At 68.9% G+C, this 16,502-nt stretch carries 14 protein-coding genes; 13 read left to right on the top strand and 1 reads right to left on the bottom strand.

What is annotated here, in order from left to right; translation table 11 throughout:
* Positions 1-31: 31 nt before the first annotated feature.
* The 13 genes from ACIRF8_RS01510 to nuoN are packed head-to-tail and all read left to right on the top strand — an operon-like array spanning position 32 to position 15,700.
* Positions 32-586 (top strand): NADH-quinone oxidoreductase subunit B family protein, encoded by a 555-nt coding sequence (locus tag ACIRF8_RS01510; protein WP_018528252.1) that lies wholly within the window; start codon positions 32-34, stop codon positions 584-586.
* Positions 583-1,323, top strand: a complete 741-nt coding sequence (locus tag ACIRF8_RS01515) for an NADH-quinone oxidoreductase subunit C (RefSeq protein WP_404209739.1) — start codon at positions 583-585, stop codon at positions 1,321-1,323. The genes ACIRF8_RS01510 and ACIRF8_RS01515 overlap by 4 nt, the downstream gene beginning before the upstream one ends.
* Entirely contained in the window at positions 1,320-2,657 is a 1,338-nt protein-coding gene (locus ACIRF8_RS01520; protein WP_404209741.1) for an NADH-quinone oxidoreductase subunit D, read from the top strand. The genes ACIRF8_RS01515 and ACIRF8_RS01520 overlap by 4 nt, the downstream gene beginning before the upstream one ends.
* Before the next feature lie 44 nt (positions 2,658-2,701).
* A complete protein-coding gene (gene nuoE, locus ACIRF8_RS01525) occupies positions 2,702-3,523 on the top strand; it encodes an NADH-quinone oxidoreductase subunit NuoE (RefSeq protein WP_404212216.1) in 822 nt (273 codons plus the stop codon).
* Positions 3,520-4,881, top strand: a complete 1,362-nt coding sequence (nuoF, locus tag ACIRF8_RS01530) for an NADH-quinone oxidoreductase subunit NuoF (protein WP_404209743.1) — start codon at positions 3,520-3,522, stop codon at positions 4,879-4,881. Before nuoE ends, nuoF begins: the two co-directional genes overlap by 4 nt.
* Positions 4,878-7,376: an NADH-quinone oxidoreductase subunit G gene (locus ACIRF8_RS01535; protein WP_404209744.1), complete on the top strand. Its 2,499-nt coding sequence runs from the start codon at positions 4,878-4,880 to the stop codon at positions 7,374-7,376. Before nuoF ends, ACIRF8_RS01535 begins: the two co-directional genes overlap by 4 nt.
* Before the next feature lie 11 nt (positions 7,377-7,387).
* A complete protein-coding gene (gene nuoH / locus ACIRF8_RS01540; RefSeq protein WP_404212218.1) occupies positions 7,388-8,761 on the top strand; it encodes an NADH-quinone oxidoreductase subunit NuoH in 1,374 nt (457 codons plus the stop codon).
* Complete coding sequence (nuoI, locus tag ACIRF8_RS01545) at positions 8,754-9,389, top strand: NADH-quinone oxidoreductase subunit NuoI (protein ID WP_404209746.1); 636 nt, start codon at positions 8,754-8,756, stop codon at positions 9,387-9,389. The genes nuoH and nuoI overlap by 8 nt, the downstream gene beginning before the upstream one ends.
* Complete coding sequence (locus ACIRF8_RS01550; RefSeq protein WP_404209748.1) at positions 9,389-10,210, top strand: NADH-quinone oxidoreductase subunit J; 822 nt, start codon at positions 9,389-9,391, stop codon at positions 10,208-10,210. Before nuoI ends, ACIRF8_RS01550 begins: the two co-directional genes overlap by 1 nt.
* Entirely contained in the window at positions 10,207-10,506 is a 300-nt protein-coding gene (gene nuoK, locus ACIRF8_RS01555; protein WP_003974374.1) for an NADH-quinone oxidoreductase subunit NuoK, read from the top strand. The genes ACIRF8_RS01550 and nuoK overlap by 4 nt, the downstream gene beginning before the upstream one ends.
* Before the next feature lie 15 nt (positions 10,507-10,521).
* Positions 10,522-12,474: an NADH-quinone oxidoreductase subunit L gene (gene nuoL / locus ACIRF8_RS01560; RefSeq protein WP_404209750.1), complete on the top strand. Its 1,953-nt coding sequence runs from the start codon at positions 10,522-10,524 to the stop codon at positions 12,472-12,474.
* Between the two features lie 5 nt (positions 12,475-12,479).
* Positions 12,480-14,054 (top strand): NADH-quinone oxidoreductase subunit M, encoded by a 1,575-nt coding sequence (locus tag ACIRF8_RS01565; RefSeq protein ID WP_404209752.1) that lies wholly within the window; start codon positions 12,480-12,482, stop codon positions 14,052-14,054.
* Entirely contained in the window at positions 14,051-15,700 is a 1,650-nt protein-coding gene (gene nuoN, locus ACIRF8_RS01570; protein ID WP_404209754.1) for an NADH-quinone oxidoreductase subunit NuoN, read from the top strand. Before ACIRF8_RS01565 ends, nuoN begins: the two co-directional genes overlap by 4 nt.
* Before the next feature lie 74 nt (positions 15,701-15,774).
* Here nuoN and ACIRF8_RS01575 read toward each other — a convergent pair whose 3' ends face one another.
* Positions 15,775-16,389: a Uma2 family endonuclease gene (locus tag ACIRF8_RS01575; RefSeq protein ID WP_404209756.1), complete on the bottom strand. Its 615-nt coding sequence runs from the start codon at positions 16,387-16,389 to the stop codon at positions 15,775-15,777.
* Positions 16,390-16,502 lie beyond the last annotated feature (113 nt).

Consider the following 16,502-nt stretch of genomic DNA (forward strand, 5'->3'; position numbering starts at 1 on the left):
CCGTACAGGGGAGACCGGGAGCCACAGACCAATGGGACTCGAAGAAAAGCTGCCGAGCGGATTCCTGCTGACCACCGTCGAGCAGGCCGCGGGGTGGGTGCGCAAGTCGTCCGTCTTCCCCGCCACGTTCGGACTCGCGTGCTGCGCCATCGAGATGATGACGACGGGCGCGGGCCGCTACGACCTGGCGCGGTTCGGCATGGAGGTGTTCCGCGGATCGCCCCGGCAGGCGGACCTGATGATCGTCGCGGGCCGGGTGAGCCAGAAGATGGCGCCCGTCCTGCGCCAGGTCTACGACCAGATGCCCAACCCCAAGTGGGTCATCTCCATGGGGGTCTGCGCCTCGTCCGGCGGCATGTTCAACAACTACGCCATCGTGCAGGGCGTCGACCACATCGTGCCGGTCGACATCTATCTGCCCGGCTGCCCGCCCCGGCCAGAGATGCTGATGGACGCGATCCTCAAGCTCCACCAGAAGATCCAGTCCTCCAAGCTCGGCGTGAACGCCGAGGAGGCGGCCCGCGAGGCGGAGGAAGCGGCGCTCAAGGCACTCCCGACGATCGAGATGAAGGGGCTGCTGCGGTGAGTGACGCGCACAGCGACGGGGCCAACCCCGAGAAGGACCTCAGTGCCGCGAACCTCCCGGGGCAGCGCGGCGACCAGGGCGAGGAGATCCGCGTCCAGCGCGGCATGTTCGGCGCCGACAAGGGAGGCGACACCTCCGGCTACGGGGGACTCGTCCGGTCGATCCGGCTGCCCGGCGAGTCCGTCCGCCCCTACGGCGGCTGGTTCGACGAGGTCGCCGACGAACTGGAGGGCGCCCTGGAGGAACAGGGCGTCGTCCCCGCCAACGCCATCGACAAGACGGTCGTCGACCGCGGCGAACTCACCTTCCACATCGAGCGCGAGCACCTGGTCCGCGTCGCCCGCACCCTGCGCGACGACCCGGCCCTGCGCTTCGAGCTGTGTACGGGCGTGAGCGGCGTCCACTACCCCGGCGACAAGGGCCGCGAACTGCACGCCGTCTACCACCTGCGCTCGCTCACCCACGGCCGGCTGATCCGCCTAGAGGTCTCCATGCCCGACGCGGACCCGCACGTCCCGTCCCTGGTCCCCGTCTATCCGACGAACGACTGGCACGAGCGCGAGGCGTACGACTTCTTCGGCATCGTCTTCGACGGCCACCCCGCGCTGACCCGGATCATGATGCCGGACGACTGGCAGGGCTTCCCGCAGCGCAAGGACTATCCCCTCGGCGGCATCCCCGTCGAGTACAAGGGCGCCCAGATCCCGGCTCCGGACCAGCGGAGGTCGTACTCGTGACCACTCCCCACGCGCAGCAGTCGTTCTCTTCGGCACGCGAGACCACCGAAGGCACCGTCTACACGGTCACCGGCGGCGACTGGGACGAGGTCGTCCAGTCCGCGGCGAAGTCGGACGACGAACGCATCATCGTCAACATGGGCCCCCAGCACCCCTCCACGCACGGAGTGCTGCGGCTGATCCTGGAGATCGACGGCGAGACGGTCACCGAGGCCCGCTGCGGAATCGGTTACCTGCACACGGGCATCGAGAAGAACCTCGAGTACCGCACGTGGACGCAGGGCACCACGTTCGTGACGCGCATGGACTACCTGACGCCGTTCTTCAACGAGACGGCGTACTGCCTCGCCGTCGAGAAGCTGCTCGGCATCACGGACGAGATCCCCGACCGGGCGAGCGTCATCCGCGTCCTGCTCATGGAGCTGAACCGGATGTCCTCGCACCTGGTGTGCATCGCCACCGGCGGCATGGAACTCGGCGCGACCACCATCATGATCTACGGCTTTCGTGATCGTGAACTCATTCTCGACCTCTACGAGCTGATCACCGGCCTGCGCATGAACCACGCGTACATCCGGCCCGGTGGACTCGCCCAGGACCTGCCGCCCGGCGCGGTGGACCAACTCCGCGAGTTCGTGAAGAAGATGAAGAAGAACCTCCCCGAGTACGACAAGCTCGCCACCGGGAACCCCATCTTCAAGGCCCGTATGCAGGACGTCGGCCACCTCGACCTCACCGGCTGCATGGCCCTCGGCGCCACCGGACCCATCCTGCGCTCCGCCGGACTCCCGCACGACCTGCGCAAGACGGACCCGTACTGCGGCTACGAGACCTACGACTTCGAGATCCCGACCGCCGACACCTGCGACTCCTACGGCCGCTTCCTGGTCCGCCTGGAGGAGATGCGGCAGTCGCTGCACATCATCGAGCAGTGCCTGGACCGGCTGCGCCCGGGCGAGGTGATGGTCGGCGACAAGAAGATCGCCTGGCCCGCCCAGCTCGCCCTCGGCCCCGACGGCCTCGGCAACTCCCTGGACCACATCAAGAACATCATGGGCACCTCCATGGAAGCCCTCATCCACCACTTCAAGCTCGTGACCGAGGGCTTCCGCGTCCCGCCGGGACAGGCGTACTCCGCAGTGGAGTCACCCAAGGGCGAACTGGGCGTGCACGTCGTCTCCGACGGCGGAACCCGCCCCTACCGGGTCCACTTCCGCGACCCGTCCTTCACCAACCTTCAGGCGATGGCGGCGATGTGCGAGGGCGGCCAGGTCGCCGACGTCATCGTCGCTGTCGCGTCCATCGACCCCGTGATGGGAGGCGTCGACCGGTGACCACCAGTTCCACGGACTCCGCTGGGCAGGGCGTCAGCCTGGGCATGCCCCAGCCGCCCGCGCCCGCCTACCCGGACGACGTCCGGGCCCGCCTGGAGAGCGACGCCAAGGAGATCATCTCCCGCTACCCCGGCTCCCGCTCGGCGCTGCTCCCGCTGCTGCACCTCGTCCAGTCGGAGGAGGGCCACGTCACGCGGACCGGCATGAGGTTCTGCGCCGACATGCTCGACCTGACCACCGCCGAGGTCACGGCCGTCGCCACCTTCTACTCCATGTACCGGCGGGCGCCCAGCGGCGACTACCAGGTCGGCGTCTGCACCAACACGCTCTGCGCCGTCATGGGCGGCGACGCCATCTTCGAGACGCTCCAGGAACACCTCGAAGTCGGCAACGGCGGCACGACACCGGACGGCAAGGTCACGCTGGAGCACATCGAGTGCAACGCGGCCTGCGACTTCGCCCCCGTCGTGATGGTCAACTGGGAGTTCTTCGACAACCAGACGCCCGAGTCCGCCAAGCGACTCGTCGACGACCTGCGCGCCGGGACCCAGGTGACGCCCACCCGCGGCGCCCCCCTGTGCACCTTCAAGGAGACGGCGCGCATCCTGGCCGGCTTCCCCGACGAGCGCGAGGGCGCCGTCGAGGCGGGCGGCAGCGCCGGGCCCGCGTCCCTGATCGGGCTGCGGCTCGCCAAGGGCGAGACGCCGCCCGCGCGCGTGGTCCACCCGCGCGCCGAGGCCACGGACGGCACGACGACGCACGAGCCGTCGCCCGCCGAGCACCTGAGCTCGCACGACGCGCCCCAGGACACATCGGCCTCCGACCCGTCCCACCCGGCGGGTCCCGCCGCCGAGGAGGGGGAGTGATGACCTTGGCAGCCGAGATCGAGAACGACGAGGCCGGCCCGGAGAAGGTGCTCGCACCGGTCCTTTCCGCCTTCTGGGACGAGGACAGGTCCTGGTCCTTGGACGTGTACCGCCGGCACGACGGGTACGAGGGGCTGCGCAAGGCCCTCGCGATGGCGCCGGACGACCTCATCGCCTATGTGAAGGACGCGGGGCTCCGCGGGCGCGGCGGCGCAGGGTTCCCGACCGGGATGAAGTGGCAGTTCATCCCGCAGGGAGACGGCAAACCGCACTATCTGGTTGTCAACGCCGACGAATCGGAGCCGGGGACCTGCAAGGACATCCCGCTCCTCTTCGCGAACCCGCACAGCCTCATCGAGGGCATCGTGATCGCCTGTTACGCGATCCGTTCCGAGCACGCGTTCATCTACCTGCGCGGAGAAGTCGTCCCCGTACTGCGGCGCCTGCACGAGGCCGTCCGCGAGGCGTACGCCGCCGGATACCTCGGGCAGAACATCCTGGGATCCGGTCTCGACCTCGAACTCACCGTGCACGCCGGAGCCGGCGCGTACATCTGCGGTGAGGAGACCGCACTCCTGGACTCGCTCGAAGGCCGCCGTGGTCAGCCGCGACTCCGTCCCCCCTTCCCCGCCGTCGCGGGCCTCTACGCGTGCCCCACTGTGGTGAACAACGTGGAGTCCATCGCGTCGGTTCCCGCGATCCTGCATCGCGGCAAGGACTGGTTCCGGTCGATGGGCAGCGAGAAGTCGCCCGGCTTCACGCTCTACTCGCTCAGCGGCCACGTCGCCTCGCCCGGCCAGTACGAGGCCCCGCTCGGCATTACGCTGCGCCAGCTCCTCGACATGAGCGGCGGCATCAGGCCCGGCCACCGCCTCAAGTTCTGGACACCGGGCGGCAGTTCGACCCCGATGTTCACCGAGGAGCACCTCGACGTACCCCTCGACTACGAGGGCGTCGGCGCCGCCGGATCGATGCTGGGCACCAAGGCGCTCCAGTGCTTCGACGAGACGACGTGCGTCGTGCGCGCGGTCACCAGGTGGACCGAGTTCTACGCCCACGAGTCCTGCGGCAAGTGCACGCCGTGCCGCGAAGGGACGTACTGGCTCGTGCAGTTGCTCCGCGACATCGAGGCCGGCAAGGGCACCCTGGGCGACCTCGACAAGCTGAACGACATCGCCGACAACATCAACGGCAAGTCGTTCTGCGCCCTCGGCGACGGCGCCGCCTCGCCGATCTTCTCCTCGCTCAAGTACTTCCGCGACGAGTACGAGCAGCACATCACGGGCAAGGGCTGCCCCTTCGACCCGGCCCGCTCCACCGTGTGGGCCGACCAGCACCGCACGGAGGTGAACGCGTGACTGTGACCACCAACGCTCCCTCCGGGGGCGGCGAGGCGGCCGTTCCGCCGGAGGACCTGGTCTCGCTGACGATCGACGGCATCGAGATCAGCGTCCCCAAGGGCACCCTGGTCATCCGCGCCGCCGAACAGCTCGGCATCGAGATCCCCCGCTTCTGCGACCACCCGCTCCTCGACCCGGCCGGCGCCTGCCGCCAGTGCATCGTGGAGGTGGAGGGCCAGCGCAAGCCGATGGCGTCCTGCACCATCACCTGCACCGACGGCATGGTGGTCAAGAGCCAGCTCTCCTCGCCCGTCGCCGAGAAGGCGCAGCACGGCGTGATGGAGCTGCTGCTCATCAACCACCCGCTGGACTGCCCGGTCTGCGACAAGGGCGGCGAGTGCCCGTTGCAGAACCAGGCGATGTCGCACGGCCAGGCCGAATCGCGGTTCGAGGGCAAGAAGCGCACCTATGAGAAGCCGGTGCCGATCTCCACGCAGGTACTGCTCGACCGCGAGCGGTGCGTGCTGTGCGCGCGCTGCACCCGGTTCTCGAACCAGATCGCGGGCGACCCGATGATCGAGCTGATCGAGCGTGGCGCGCTCCAGCAGGTCGGCACGGGCGAGGGCGACCCGTTCGAGTCGTACTTCTCGGGGAACACCATCCAGATCTGCCCGGTCGGCGCGCTGACCTCGGCGGCGTACCGATTCCGCTCCCGCCCCTTCGACCTGGTGTCGTCGCCGTCGGTGTGCGAGCACTGTGCCGGTGGCTGCGCGACCCGCACGGACCACCGGCGCGGCAAGGTCATGCGCCGCCTGGCGGCAGAGGACCCCGAGGTCAACGAGGAGTGGATCTGCGACAAGGGCAGGTTCGGTTTCCGGTACGCGCAGCGGCCACAGCGGCTGACGACGCCCTTGGTGCGGGACGCCGCCACCGGTGAGCTGCGGGCCGCGTCCTGGCCGGAGGCCCTGGAGGTCGCCGCGCGTGGCCTCACCGGGGCGCGCGGTCGGGCCGGTGTCCTCACGGGAGGCCGGCTGACGGTCGAGGACGCGTACGCGTACAGCAAGTTCACGCGCGTCGCCCTCGACACCAACGACATCGACTTCCGCGCGCGCGTGCACAGCAGCGAGGAGGCCGACTTCCTCGCGGCGCGTGTCGCGGGCCGGGGCCGGGACCTGGACGGCAGCGGTGTCACGTACCGGAAGCTGGAGAGCGCGCCCGCCGTGCTGCTCGTCGGCTTCGAGTCGGAGGAGGAGGCGCCCGGCGTCTTCCTCAAACTCCGCAAGGCGTGGCGCAAGCACGGTCAGCGGGTGTTCTCGCTGGCCACGCACGCGACGCGGGGCCTGGAGAAGGCCGGTGGCACGCTGTTGCCCGCCGCGCCCGGCACCGAGACCGAGTGGCTGGACGCGCTCGCCTCCGGGGTCGGCCTGGCGGAGGGCGGCGCGGCAGCCGCGGAGGCGCTGCGCACCGAAGGCGCCGTGCTGGTCGTCGGCGAGCGGCTCGCGGCCGTCGCGGGTGGTCTCACCGCCGCGGTGCGGGCCGCGTCCGCGACCGGCGCCGAGCTGGTGTGGATCCCGCGCCGGGCCGGTGAGCGCGGCGCCGTCGAGGCGGGCGCGCTGCCGTCGCTGCTGCCGGGCGGCCGTCCCGTGACCGACCCGCGCGCGCGGGACGAGGTCGCCGCGGCCTGGGGGCTGGCCGAACTGCCGCACCGTTACGGGCGCGACACCGGCCAGATGATCGAGTCCGCCGCCACCGGTGAACTGCGGGCCCTCGTCGTGGCCGGGGTCGAGATCGCCGATCTGCCGAACCCGGCACGCGCGCGTGAAGCCCTTCACGAGGTCGGCTTCCTGGTCTCCCTGGAGCAGCGGCCCAGTGAGGTCACCGAGCACGCGGACGTCGTGTTCCCGGTGGCCGCGGTCGCCGAGAAGGCGGGCACGTTCCTCAACTGGGAGGGCCGTGTGCGGATGTTCGAGGCCGCGCTCAAGCCCGACCAGATGACGCGCCGTGTCGCGCCCGCGGACGCGCGCGTGCTCCAGATGCTGGCCGACGCCATGGACGTACACCTGGGGCTGCCGGATCTGCGCGCCGCCCGCGGTGAGCTGGACCGCCTGGGCAACTGGGACGGGCCGCACGCGAGCGAGCCGCTGGAGACCGGCGGCCCGTTGCCGCGCCCGGCCGTCGGGGAGGCCGTGCTCGCCGGGCACCGGCTCCTGCTCGACCAGGGCCGTCTCCAGGACGGCGACGAAGCGCTCGCCGGTACGCGGCACGCTGCCCACGCACGCGTGTCCGCCGCCACGGCCGCCGAGGTGGGCGTCAAGCCCGGCGACGTGCTCGCCGTCACCGGGCCCGCGGGCGCGGTCGCGCTGCCCCTCCAGGTCACGGAGATGCCGGACCGCGTGGTGTGGCTGCCGCTCAACTCCGTGGGCGGCGGCGTCGCGTCGGACACCGGTGCCGTCCCCGGCGCCCTGGTGAAGATCGGCCCGGCCGTCGCCGGGGCCCCGGAGGTGCAGTCATGAGCCCGATGGCACTGAGCCCGCTCGCGGCCGAGGACCTGTCCATGTTCGGCACCGACCCGTGGTGGCTGGTCGTCGTCAAGGCGGTGTTCTGCTTCGCCTTCCTGATGGTGACCGTGCTGTTCTCCATCGTGTGGGAGCGCAAGGTCGTCGCCTGGATGCAGTTGCGCATCGGGCCGAACCGGCACGGCCCCTGGGGCATGCTCCAGTCGCTCGCCGACGGCATCAAGCTGATGCTCAAGGAAGATCTGATCGTCAAGCGCGCGGACAAGGTGGTCTACGTCCTCGCGCCGGTCGTCGCCGCGATCCCCGCCTTCATGGCGATCGCCGTGATCCCCTTCGGCCCGTCGGGCAACGAGGTCTCGATCTTCGGTCACCGTACGGCGATGCAGCTCACCGACCTGCCGATCGCGATGCTCTACATCCTCGCCGTCGCCTCGGTCGGCATCTACGGCATCGTGCTCGCCGGCTGGTCCTCCGGGTCCACGTACCCGCTCCTCGGCGGCTTGCGGTCCTGCGCGCAGATGATCTCGTACGAGATCGCGATGGGCGCCGCGTTCGCCTCGGTCTTCCTGTACTCGGGCTCGATGTCGACGTCGGAGATCGTCGCCCAGCAGCACGACCGCTGGTACATCGTCCTGCTGCCGGTCTCGTTCCTGATCTACATCGTGACGATGGTCGGGGAGACGAACCGCGCGCCGTTCGACATGCCGGAGTCCGAGGGCGACCTCGTCGGCGGTTTCAACACCGAGTACTCGTCCATCAAGTTCGCGATGTTCATGCTCGCCGAGTACGTGAACATGGTGACGGTCTCGGCGGTCTCCGTGACGCTCTTCCTGGGCGGCTGGCGCGCACCGTGGCCGGTCTCCACGTTCTGGGAGGGCGCGAACCACGGCTGGTGGCCGCTGCTCTGGTTCGTCGTCAAGGTCCAGTTGCTGCTGTTCTTCTTCATCTGGCTGCGCGGCACGCTGCCCCGGGTCCGCTACGACCAGTTGATGAAGCTCGGCTGGAAGGTGCTCATCCCGGTCTCCGTGGTGTGGCTGATGCTCGTCGCCACCGTGCGGACCCTGCACAACGAGAACTACGACTTCGCCGACATCGCCCTCTACATCGGCGGCGCCATCCTCGTGATCCTGCTGCTGTCGTTCGTCGTGGACATCTTCCGCGACCGGGGCGCCAAGCAGCGCGCGGAGACCGAGGAGCCCGCCGCCTTCGACCCGATGGCGGGCGGGTTCCCCGTTCCTCCGCTGCCCGGACAGACCCTGCCGCCCGTGCCACGTCGACGCCCGAGGCATGAGCGGGAGTTGATTGTCAGTGGTGGGCCCGATACTGCGAGTGACGAATCACTTGGCGGATCTCGTGATGGAAAGGAGGCGTCCGATGGCTGACGAGAAAGACACCAAGCCCGGGTTCCAGAACCCTGTCGCCGGTTTCGGCGTGACCTTCAAGGCCATGTTCAAGAAGCGGCTGACCGAGCAGTACCCGGAGCAGAAGAAGACCACTGCTCCCCGCTTCCACGGCAGGCACCAGCTCAACCGCCATCCGGACGGCCTGGAGAAGTGCGTCGGCTGCGAGCTGTGCGCATGGGCCTGCCCGGCGGACGCCATCTACGTGGAGGGCGCGGACAACACGGAGGAGGAGCGCTACTCCCCGGGCGAGCGGTACGGCCGCGTCTACCAGATCAACTACGCCCGCTGCATCCTGTGCGGCCTGTGCATCGAGGCGTGCCCCACGCGCGCGCTGACGATGACCAACGAGTTCGAGCTGGCCGACAGCAGCCGCGCCAACCTCATCTACACCAAGGAGCAACTGCTCGCCGGGCTGGAGGAAGGCATGGTCGAGTCGCCGCACTCGATCTTCCCCGGCACGGACGAGCAGGACTACTACCAGGGTCTGGTGACCGAGGCCGCGCCCGGCACCGAGCGCCAAGTGGCGCTCTCCAAGGGCGAGAAGCCCCAAGAGGGGGCCACGACCTTCGGGGACGGCGAGCCCGCCGCGGAGCAGGTGATCGGCTGATGACGCAGCTCACCGCCGTCACCCTCGCCGCAGGTACCTCCACCGGTGAGGCGTTCCAGTTCTGGGTCCTCGGCACGGTCGCCGTGATCGGCGCGCTGTGCACGATCCTGATGCGGAAGGCCGTGCACAGCGCCCTGTGCCTCGCCGGGACCATGATCATCCTCGCGGTGTTCTACCTGGCCAACGGGGCGTACTTCCTGGGCATCGTGCAGATCGTCGTCTACACGGGCGCGATCATGATGCTGTTCCTCTTCGTGGTCATGCTGGTCGGTGTCACCGCCGCGGACTCCCTGAAGGAGACCATCAAGGGGCAGCGCTGGCTGGCCGCCCTGTGCGGGCTCGGCTTCGGCGTCCTGCTGTTCGCGGGGATCGCGAACGCGTCGCTGAACCAGTTCAACGGCCTCGGCGAGGCCAACGCGAACGGGAACGTGGAGGGCCTGGCCGCCCTCATCTTCACCAAGTACGTCTTCGCCTTCGAGATCACCGGCGCCCTGCTCATCACGGCCGCCGTCGGCGCCATGGTGCTCACGCACCGCGAGCGCACCGAGCGGGCCAAGACACAGCGGGAGTTGTCCGAGCAGCGAGTACGCGAGGGCAAGCACCTGCCGCCGCTGCCCGCCCCCGGCGTCTACGCCCGGCACAACGCGGTGGACATCGCCGGCCTGCTGCCCGACGGCACCCCGTCGGAGCTCACGGTCATGGGGACACTGCGCGAGCGCGGTCAGGTCCGCGACGTCTCCGGTGAGGCGCTCCGTGACCTGAAGGCCCTGGAGCAGCGCTCGGCGGAGCGCCTGGAGCGGTCGGAGGAGGCGTCGAAGTGAACCCGGTCAACTACCTGTATCTCGCCGCCCTGTTGTTCACGATCGGCGCCACCGGCGTGCTGATCAGGCGGAACGCGATCGTGGTGTTCATGTGCATCGAGCTGATGCTGAACGCGTGCAACCTCGCGTTCGTCGCGTTCTCCCGGATGCACGGCAACCTCGACGGGCAGATCATCGCGTTCTTCACGATGGTCGTCGCCGCCGCGGAGGTCGTGGTCGGACTGGCGATCATCGTGTCGCTGTTCCGTTCCCGCCACTCGGCCTCGGTCGACGACGCCAGCCTGATGAAGCTGTAAGGGGCCGCGAACCACATGAACGCAGAGAACATGATCGCGCTGCTGGTGGCGGCGCCCTTGCTGGGAGCGGCCGTACTGCTGTGCGGCGGGCGGGCACTGGACCGGGTGGGCCATCTGCTCGGCACGCTGCTCGCGGCCGTCTCCTTCGTGATCGCCGTCGTGCTCTTCACCGACATGCTCGGCAAGGGCGCGGAGGAGCGCACGTTCAGTCAGCACTTGTTCAGTTGGGTCCCGGTCGAGGGTTTCCAGGCGGACGTCGCCTTCCAGCTCGATCAACTGTCCATGACGTTCGTCCTGCTCATCTCCGGGGTCGGCACGCTGATCCACCTGTACTCGATCGGGTACATGGAGCACGACGAGCGGCGCCGCCGCTTCTTCGGCTACCTGAACCTGTTCGTCGCGGCGATGCTCCTTCTCGTCATCGCCGACAACTACCTGCTGCTGTACGTCGGCTGGGAGGGCGTCGGCCTCGCCTCGTACCTCCTCATCGGCTTCTGGCAGCACAAGCCGAGCGCGGCCACCGCCGCGAAGAAGGCGTTCCTGGTCAACCGTGTCGGCGACATGGGTCTGTCCATCGCGATCATGCTGATGTTCACGACCTTCGGCACGTTCGCCTTCGAGCCGGTGCTCGACAGCGTCGGCGACACCTCCGAGGGCAAGCTCACCGCGATCGGCCTGATGCTGCTGCTCGCCGCGTGCGGCAAGTCGGCGCAGGTCCCGCTCCAGTCCTGGCTCGGGGACGCGATGGAGGGCCCGACCCCGGTCTCGGCCCTCATCCACGCCGCGACCATGGTGACCGCGGGCGTCTACCTGATCGTGCGCTCCGGGGCGCTCTTCGACGCGGCTCCCGACGCGCAGTTGGTCGTCACCATCGTCGGCGCGGTCACGCTGCTGTTCGGTGCGATCGTCGGTTGCGCGAAGGACGACATCAAGAAGGCCCTCGCGGGTTCGACGATGTCGCAGATCGGCTACATGGTGCTCGCCGCGGGACTCGGCCCCATCGGCTACGTCTTCGCGATCATGCACCTGGTGACGCACGGCTTCTTCAAGGCCGGGCTGTTCCTCGGCGCCGGTTCGGTCATGCACGGCATGAACGACGAGGTCGACATGCGCAAGTACGGCGGCCTCAGGAAGTACATGCCGGTCACCTTCGTGACGTTCGGCCTCGGCTATCTCGCCATCATCGGCTTCCCCGGCCTGTCCGGCTTCTTCTCCAAGGACAAGATCATCGAGGCTGCCTTCGCGAAGGGCGGGACGGAAGGCTGGATCCTCGGCTCCGTCGCCCTGCTCGGTGCGGCCATCACCGCGTTCTACATGACCCGCGTGATGATCATGACCTTCTTCGGTGAGGAGCGCTGGAAGAACCGGGCGACGCCGTCGCCGGAGCAGCCCAGCGCGGAGCCCGCCGCCGAGACGCGCGGCGCCCACGACGAGCCGCACCCGCACGAGTCGCCGTCGTCCATGACGATCCCGATGATCGTGCTCGCCGTCGGCTCGGTCTTCGCGGGTGGCTTCTTCTCCGTCGGCGACCGCTTCCTGGACTGGCTGGAGCCGGTCACCGGGCACAAGCACGGACACCCGCCGATCAGCGCGGGCGTCGTCACCGGGGCCACCATGGTGTGCCTGGTCATCGGTGTCGGCCTCGCCTGGCTCCAGTACGGGCGCCGTGCTGTCCCCGCGGTCGCCCCGCGCGGCTCGCTGCTCACCCGGGCGGCCCGCCGCGACCTGCTCCAGGACGACTTCAACCATGTCGTCCTCGTCCGCGGCGGCGAGCACCTGACGCGCTCGCTGGTCTACCTCGACCACACCCTGGTCGACGGGGTGGTCAACGGGACGGCGGCGTCGGTGGGCGGCCTCTCCGGCCGACTGCGCAAGCTCCAGAACGGCTACGTGCGCTCGTACGCCGTCTCGATGTTCGGCGGTGCGGCGGTCATCACCGCCGTGACCCTGCTGATGAGGGCGGTCTGATACCGATGTCCTTTCCTCTGCTGACAGCGACGGCGGTGCTCCCCGCCGTGGGTGCGATCGCCACGGCCGCCGTGCCGGCGAAACAGCGCACCGCGGCCAAGTGGCTCGCGCTCCTGGTCTCGGTCGGGACGCTGGTGCTCGCGGCGCTGGTCGCGATCCGCTTCGACCCGGAGGGTGGCCGTTACCAACTGACCGAGTCCCACGCGTGGATCGCGGACTTCGGCGTCCGCTACGAGTTGGGTGTGGACGGCATCGGGGTCGCGCTCGTCGCGCTGACCGCGCTGCTCATCCCGTTCGTCATCCTCGCCGGATGGCACGACGCGGACCCGCAGGAGACCGGGAGCACCCGGTGGCGGCCGACGCAGGGCTTCTTCGCCCTGATCCTGCTGGTCGAGGCGATGGTGATCATCTCCTTCGAGGCCACCGACGTCTTCCTCTTCTACATCTTCTTCGAAGCCATGCTCATCCCGATGTACTTCCTCATCGGCGGCTTCGGGGACCGGGCCCACGCGGGCACGGACGAGAACGCGGCGGCCCAACGCTCGTACGCGGCCGTCAAGTTCCTCCTCTACAACCTCGTCGGCGGCCTCATCATGCTCGCCGCCGTCATCGGCCTCTATGTCGTGGCGGGGAACTTCTCGCTCCAGGAGATCGCCGAGGCCCGGGCGAGCGGTTCGCTCGACATGGCGACCAACACGGAGCGATGGCTGTTCCTCGGCTTCTTCTTCGCCTTCGCGGTGAAGGCCCCGCTCTGGCCGCTGCACACCTGGCTGCCGAACGCGATGGGCGAGGCCACGGCCCCGGTCGCCGTACTGATCACGGCGGTGGTCGACAAGGTCGGCACGTTCGCGATGCTGCGCTTCTGCCTCCAGTTGTTCCCGGAGGCCAGCAAGTGGGCGACACCGGTCATCCTGGTGCTCGCCCTCATCAGCATCGTCTACGGCGCACTCCTCGCTGTCGGCCAGCGGGACATCAAGCGTTTGGTGGCGTACGCGTCGATCTCGCACTTCGGCTTCATCATCATGGGCATCTTCGCGATGACCAGCCAGGGCCAGTCGGGCGCGACGCTCTACATGGTCAACCACGGGCTCTCGACCGCCGCGCTGATGCTCGTCGCCGGGTTCCTGATCTCCCGGCGCGGCTCGCGGCTCATCGCGGACTACGGGGGTGTGCAGAAGGTGGCTCCCGTACTCGCCGGCACGTTCCTGATCGGCGGACTCGCGACGCTCTCGCTGCCGGGCCTCGCCCCGTTCGTCAGCGAGTTCCTCGTCCTGGTCGGCACGTTCACGCGCTACCCGGTCATCGGCATCATCGCCACCTTCGGCATCGTTCTCGCCGCGCTCTACACGCTGGTCCTCTACCAGCGCACCATGACGGGTCCGGTGAAGCCGTCGACCGAGGGCATCACCGACCTGCGGGTGCGTGAGCTCGCGGTCGTGGTCCCGCTGATCGGCGTACTGATCTTCCTCGGTGTGTACCCGAAGCCGCTCACCGAACTGGTGAACCCGGCGGTCAAGCACACCATGTCCGACGTCCAGAAGAAGGACCCGAAGCCGGAAGTGGAGGCGGCCCACAAGTGAGCGCTTCAGCCGTCCACAGCCTGTGGACAACCGCCGCCGAGCCGATCTCCAAGATCGACGCACCGAAGATCGAGTACGGGCAATTGTCCCCGACCTTGATCGTCATTGGTGCCGCCGTCCTGGGGGTCCTGGTCGAGGCGTTCGTGCCCCGCAAGTCCCGCTACTACGTCCAGGTGTTCCTGTCGGTCGTCGCGCTCGCCGCCGCCTTCGCGGCGGTCGTGGGCCTCGCGGCCGGTGGCTACGGCACGACCAAGGCACACATCGCGGCCATGGGCGCGATCGCCGTCGACGGACCGGCCCTCTTCCTGCAAGGCACCATCCTGCTGGCGGGACTCGTCGCGATCTTCACGTTCGCGGAGCGCCGCCTCGACCCGGAGGCGCACGGCAACCGCGTCGACTCCTTCGCCGCGCAGGCCGCGTCCGTACCGGGCAGCGACAGTGAGAAGGCCGCGGTCAAGGCCGGGTTCACCACCACCGAGGTGTTCCCGCTCGCCCTGTTCGCGATCGGCGGCATGCTGGTCTTCCCCGCGGCGAACGACCTGCTGACCCTCTTCATCGCCCTGGAGGTCTTCTCCCTCCCGCTGTACCTGCTGTGCGCCGTGGCCCGCCGCAAGCGGCTCATGTCGCAGGAGGCCGCCGTCAAGTACTTCCTGCTCGGCGCGTTCGCCTCCGCCTTCACCCTGTTCGGCATCGCACTGCTCTACGGCTACGCGGGCTCTGTCTCGTACGCCACCATCGCGAGCGTCGCCGACGGCAGTGTGCAGAGCATCGACCCGGCCCTCGCCGACACCATGGGCAACGACGCGCTGCTCCTCATCGGCATGGCGCTCGTCGTCATGGGCCTGCTGTTCAAGGTCGGCGCGGTCCCCTTCCACATGTGGACCCCGGACGTGTACCAGGGTGCCCCGACCCCGGTCACCGGCTTCATGGCGGCGGCCACGAAGGTCGCGGCGTTCGGCGCGCTGCTCAGGCTCCTGTACGTGGTCCTGCCGGGGCTGCGCTGGGACTGGCGGCCGGTCATGTGGGCCGTCGCCATCGTCACGATGCTCGGCGGTGCGGTCGTCGCGATCACGCAGACCGACATCAAGCGGCTGCTCGCCTACTCGTCCATCGCGCACGCCGGTTTCATCCTCGCCGGTGTCATCGCGACGAGCCCCGACGGCGTCTCGTCGGTCCTCTTCTACTTGGGGGCGTACTCCTTCGTCACGATCGGTGCGTTCGCCGTGGTGACGCTGGTGCGTGACGCGGGCGGCGAGGCGACGCACCTCTCCAAGTGGGCGGGGCTCGGCCGGCGCTCCCCGCTGGTGGCGGCGGTCTTCGCGATCTTCCTGCTCGCCTTCGCCGGTATCCCGCTGACCTCCGGGTTCGCGGGGAAGTTCGCGGTGTTCAAGGCGGCTGCGGAAGGCGGCGCGGGCGCGCTCGTCGTGGTCGGTGTGATCTCGTCCGCGATCGCCGCGTTCTTCTACATCCGCGTGATCGTCCTCATGTTCTTCAGCGAGCCGAAGGCGGACGGGCCGACCGTCGCCGTGCCGTCGCCGCTGACCATGACGACGATCGCGGTGGGCGTCGCGGTGACGGTGGTGCTCGGCGTCGCGCCGCAGTACTTCCTGGATCTGGCCGGCCAGGCGAGCGTCTTCGTCCGGTAGGCATCGATCGATCCGCAGAGCCCGGTCCCCGGTCGGGGGCCGGGCTTTCGGCTGTCCGGGAGCGAGTGGGTCGTTCAGGCGGTCCTGTCGCGGCGCGCCTTGATCGCGGTGAGGTCCAGGTCCGCGGTGAAGGGGGCGTCCACCTTCATGCGCTCACGGAAGATGCCGACGCTCACATACGCACCGGTGGCCGGCTCCAGCTCGAAGGCGTGGACGACGACTTTGCCGTTCTCGTTCTCCACGCGCCAGTAGTGCGGGATCTTGGCGCGGGCGTATTTCACGGGCTTGGTCTCGCGGTCGCGGGAGACGGAGTCGGGGGAGACGACCTCGATGGCCAGGATCACGGCTTCGGCGGGAAAACGGGTCTGGTCCGGGACCTCGACGACGTCTTCCCGGACGACGACCACGTCCGGCTCGGGGCGGTTCTGGCGGTCGATGTCGATGGTGAACTCGCGGACGACTTCGAACTGCGCCGGTGCCAGGGACTGGAGCTGCCAGTTGAAGAAATCAATGGTGCGCGTGTGAAACATGGTCTGCGGACACGCGAAGACCAGACTCCCGTCGATCAGCTCCGTGCGCGGAGGAAGATCCGGAAGCCGGTCCAGGTCGTCGGCTGTGCAGCCGCCCTCGGGCGGCATCGGCCAGGCATGCTCGGACGCCTTCGGATCGATGCTCCTCGGTGCTCCCATGGGACGGAGTCTCGCCAAAGCTTTCAGGCTGACCGGCAGTAATGATCCGGTCTCATACGGACGTGTGAACGTCTTTGTCGTTGTGACGAAGTTATCCACAGGGGCTGCTGTGG

The organism is Streptomyces sp. NPDC102406 (assembly GCF_044765725.1).
Taxonomy (GTDB): Bacteria; Actinomycetota; Actinomycetes; order Streptomycetales; family Streptomycetaceae; genus Streptomyces.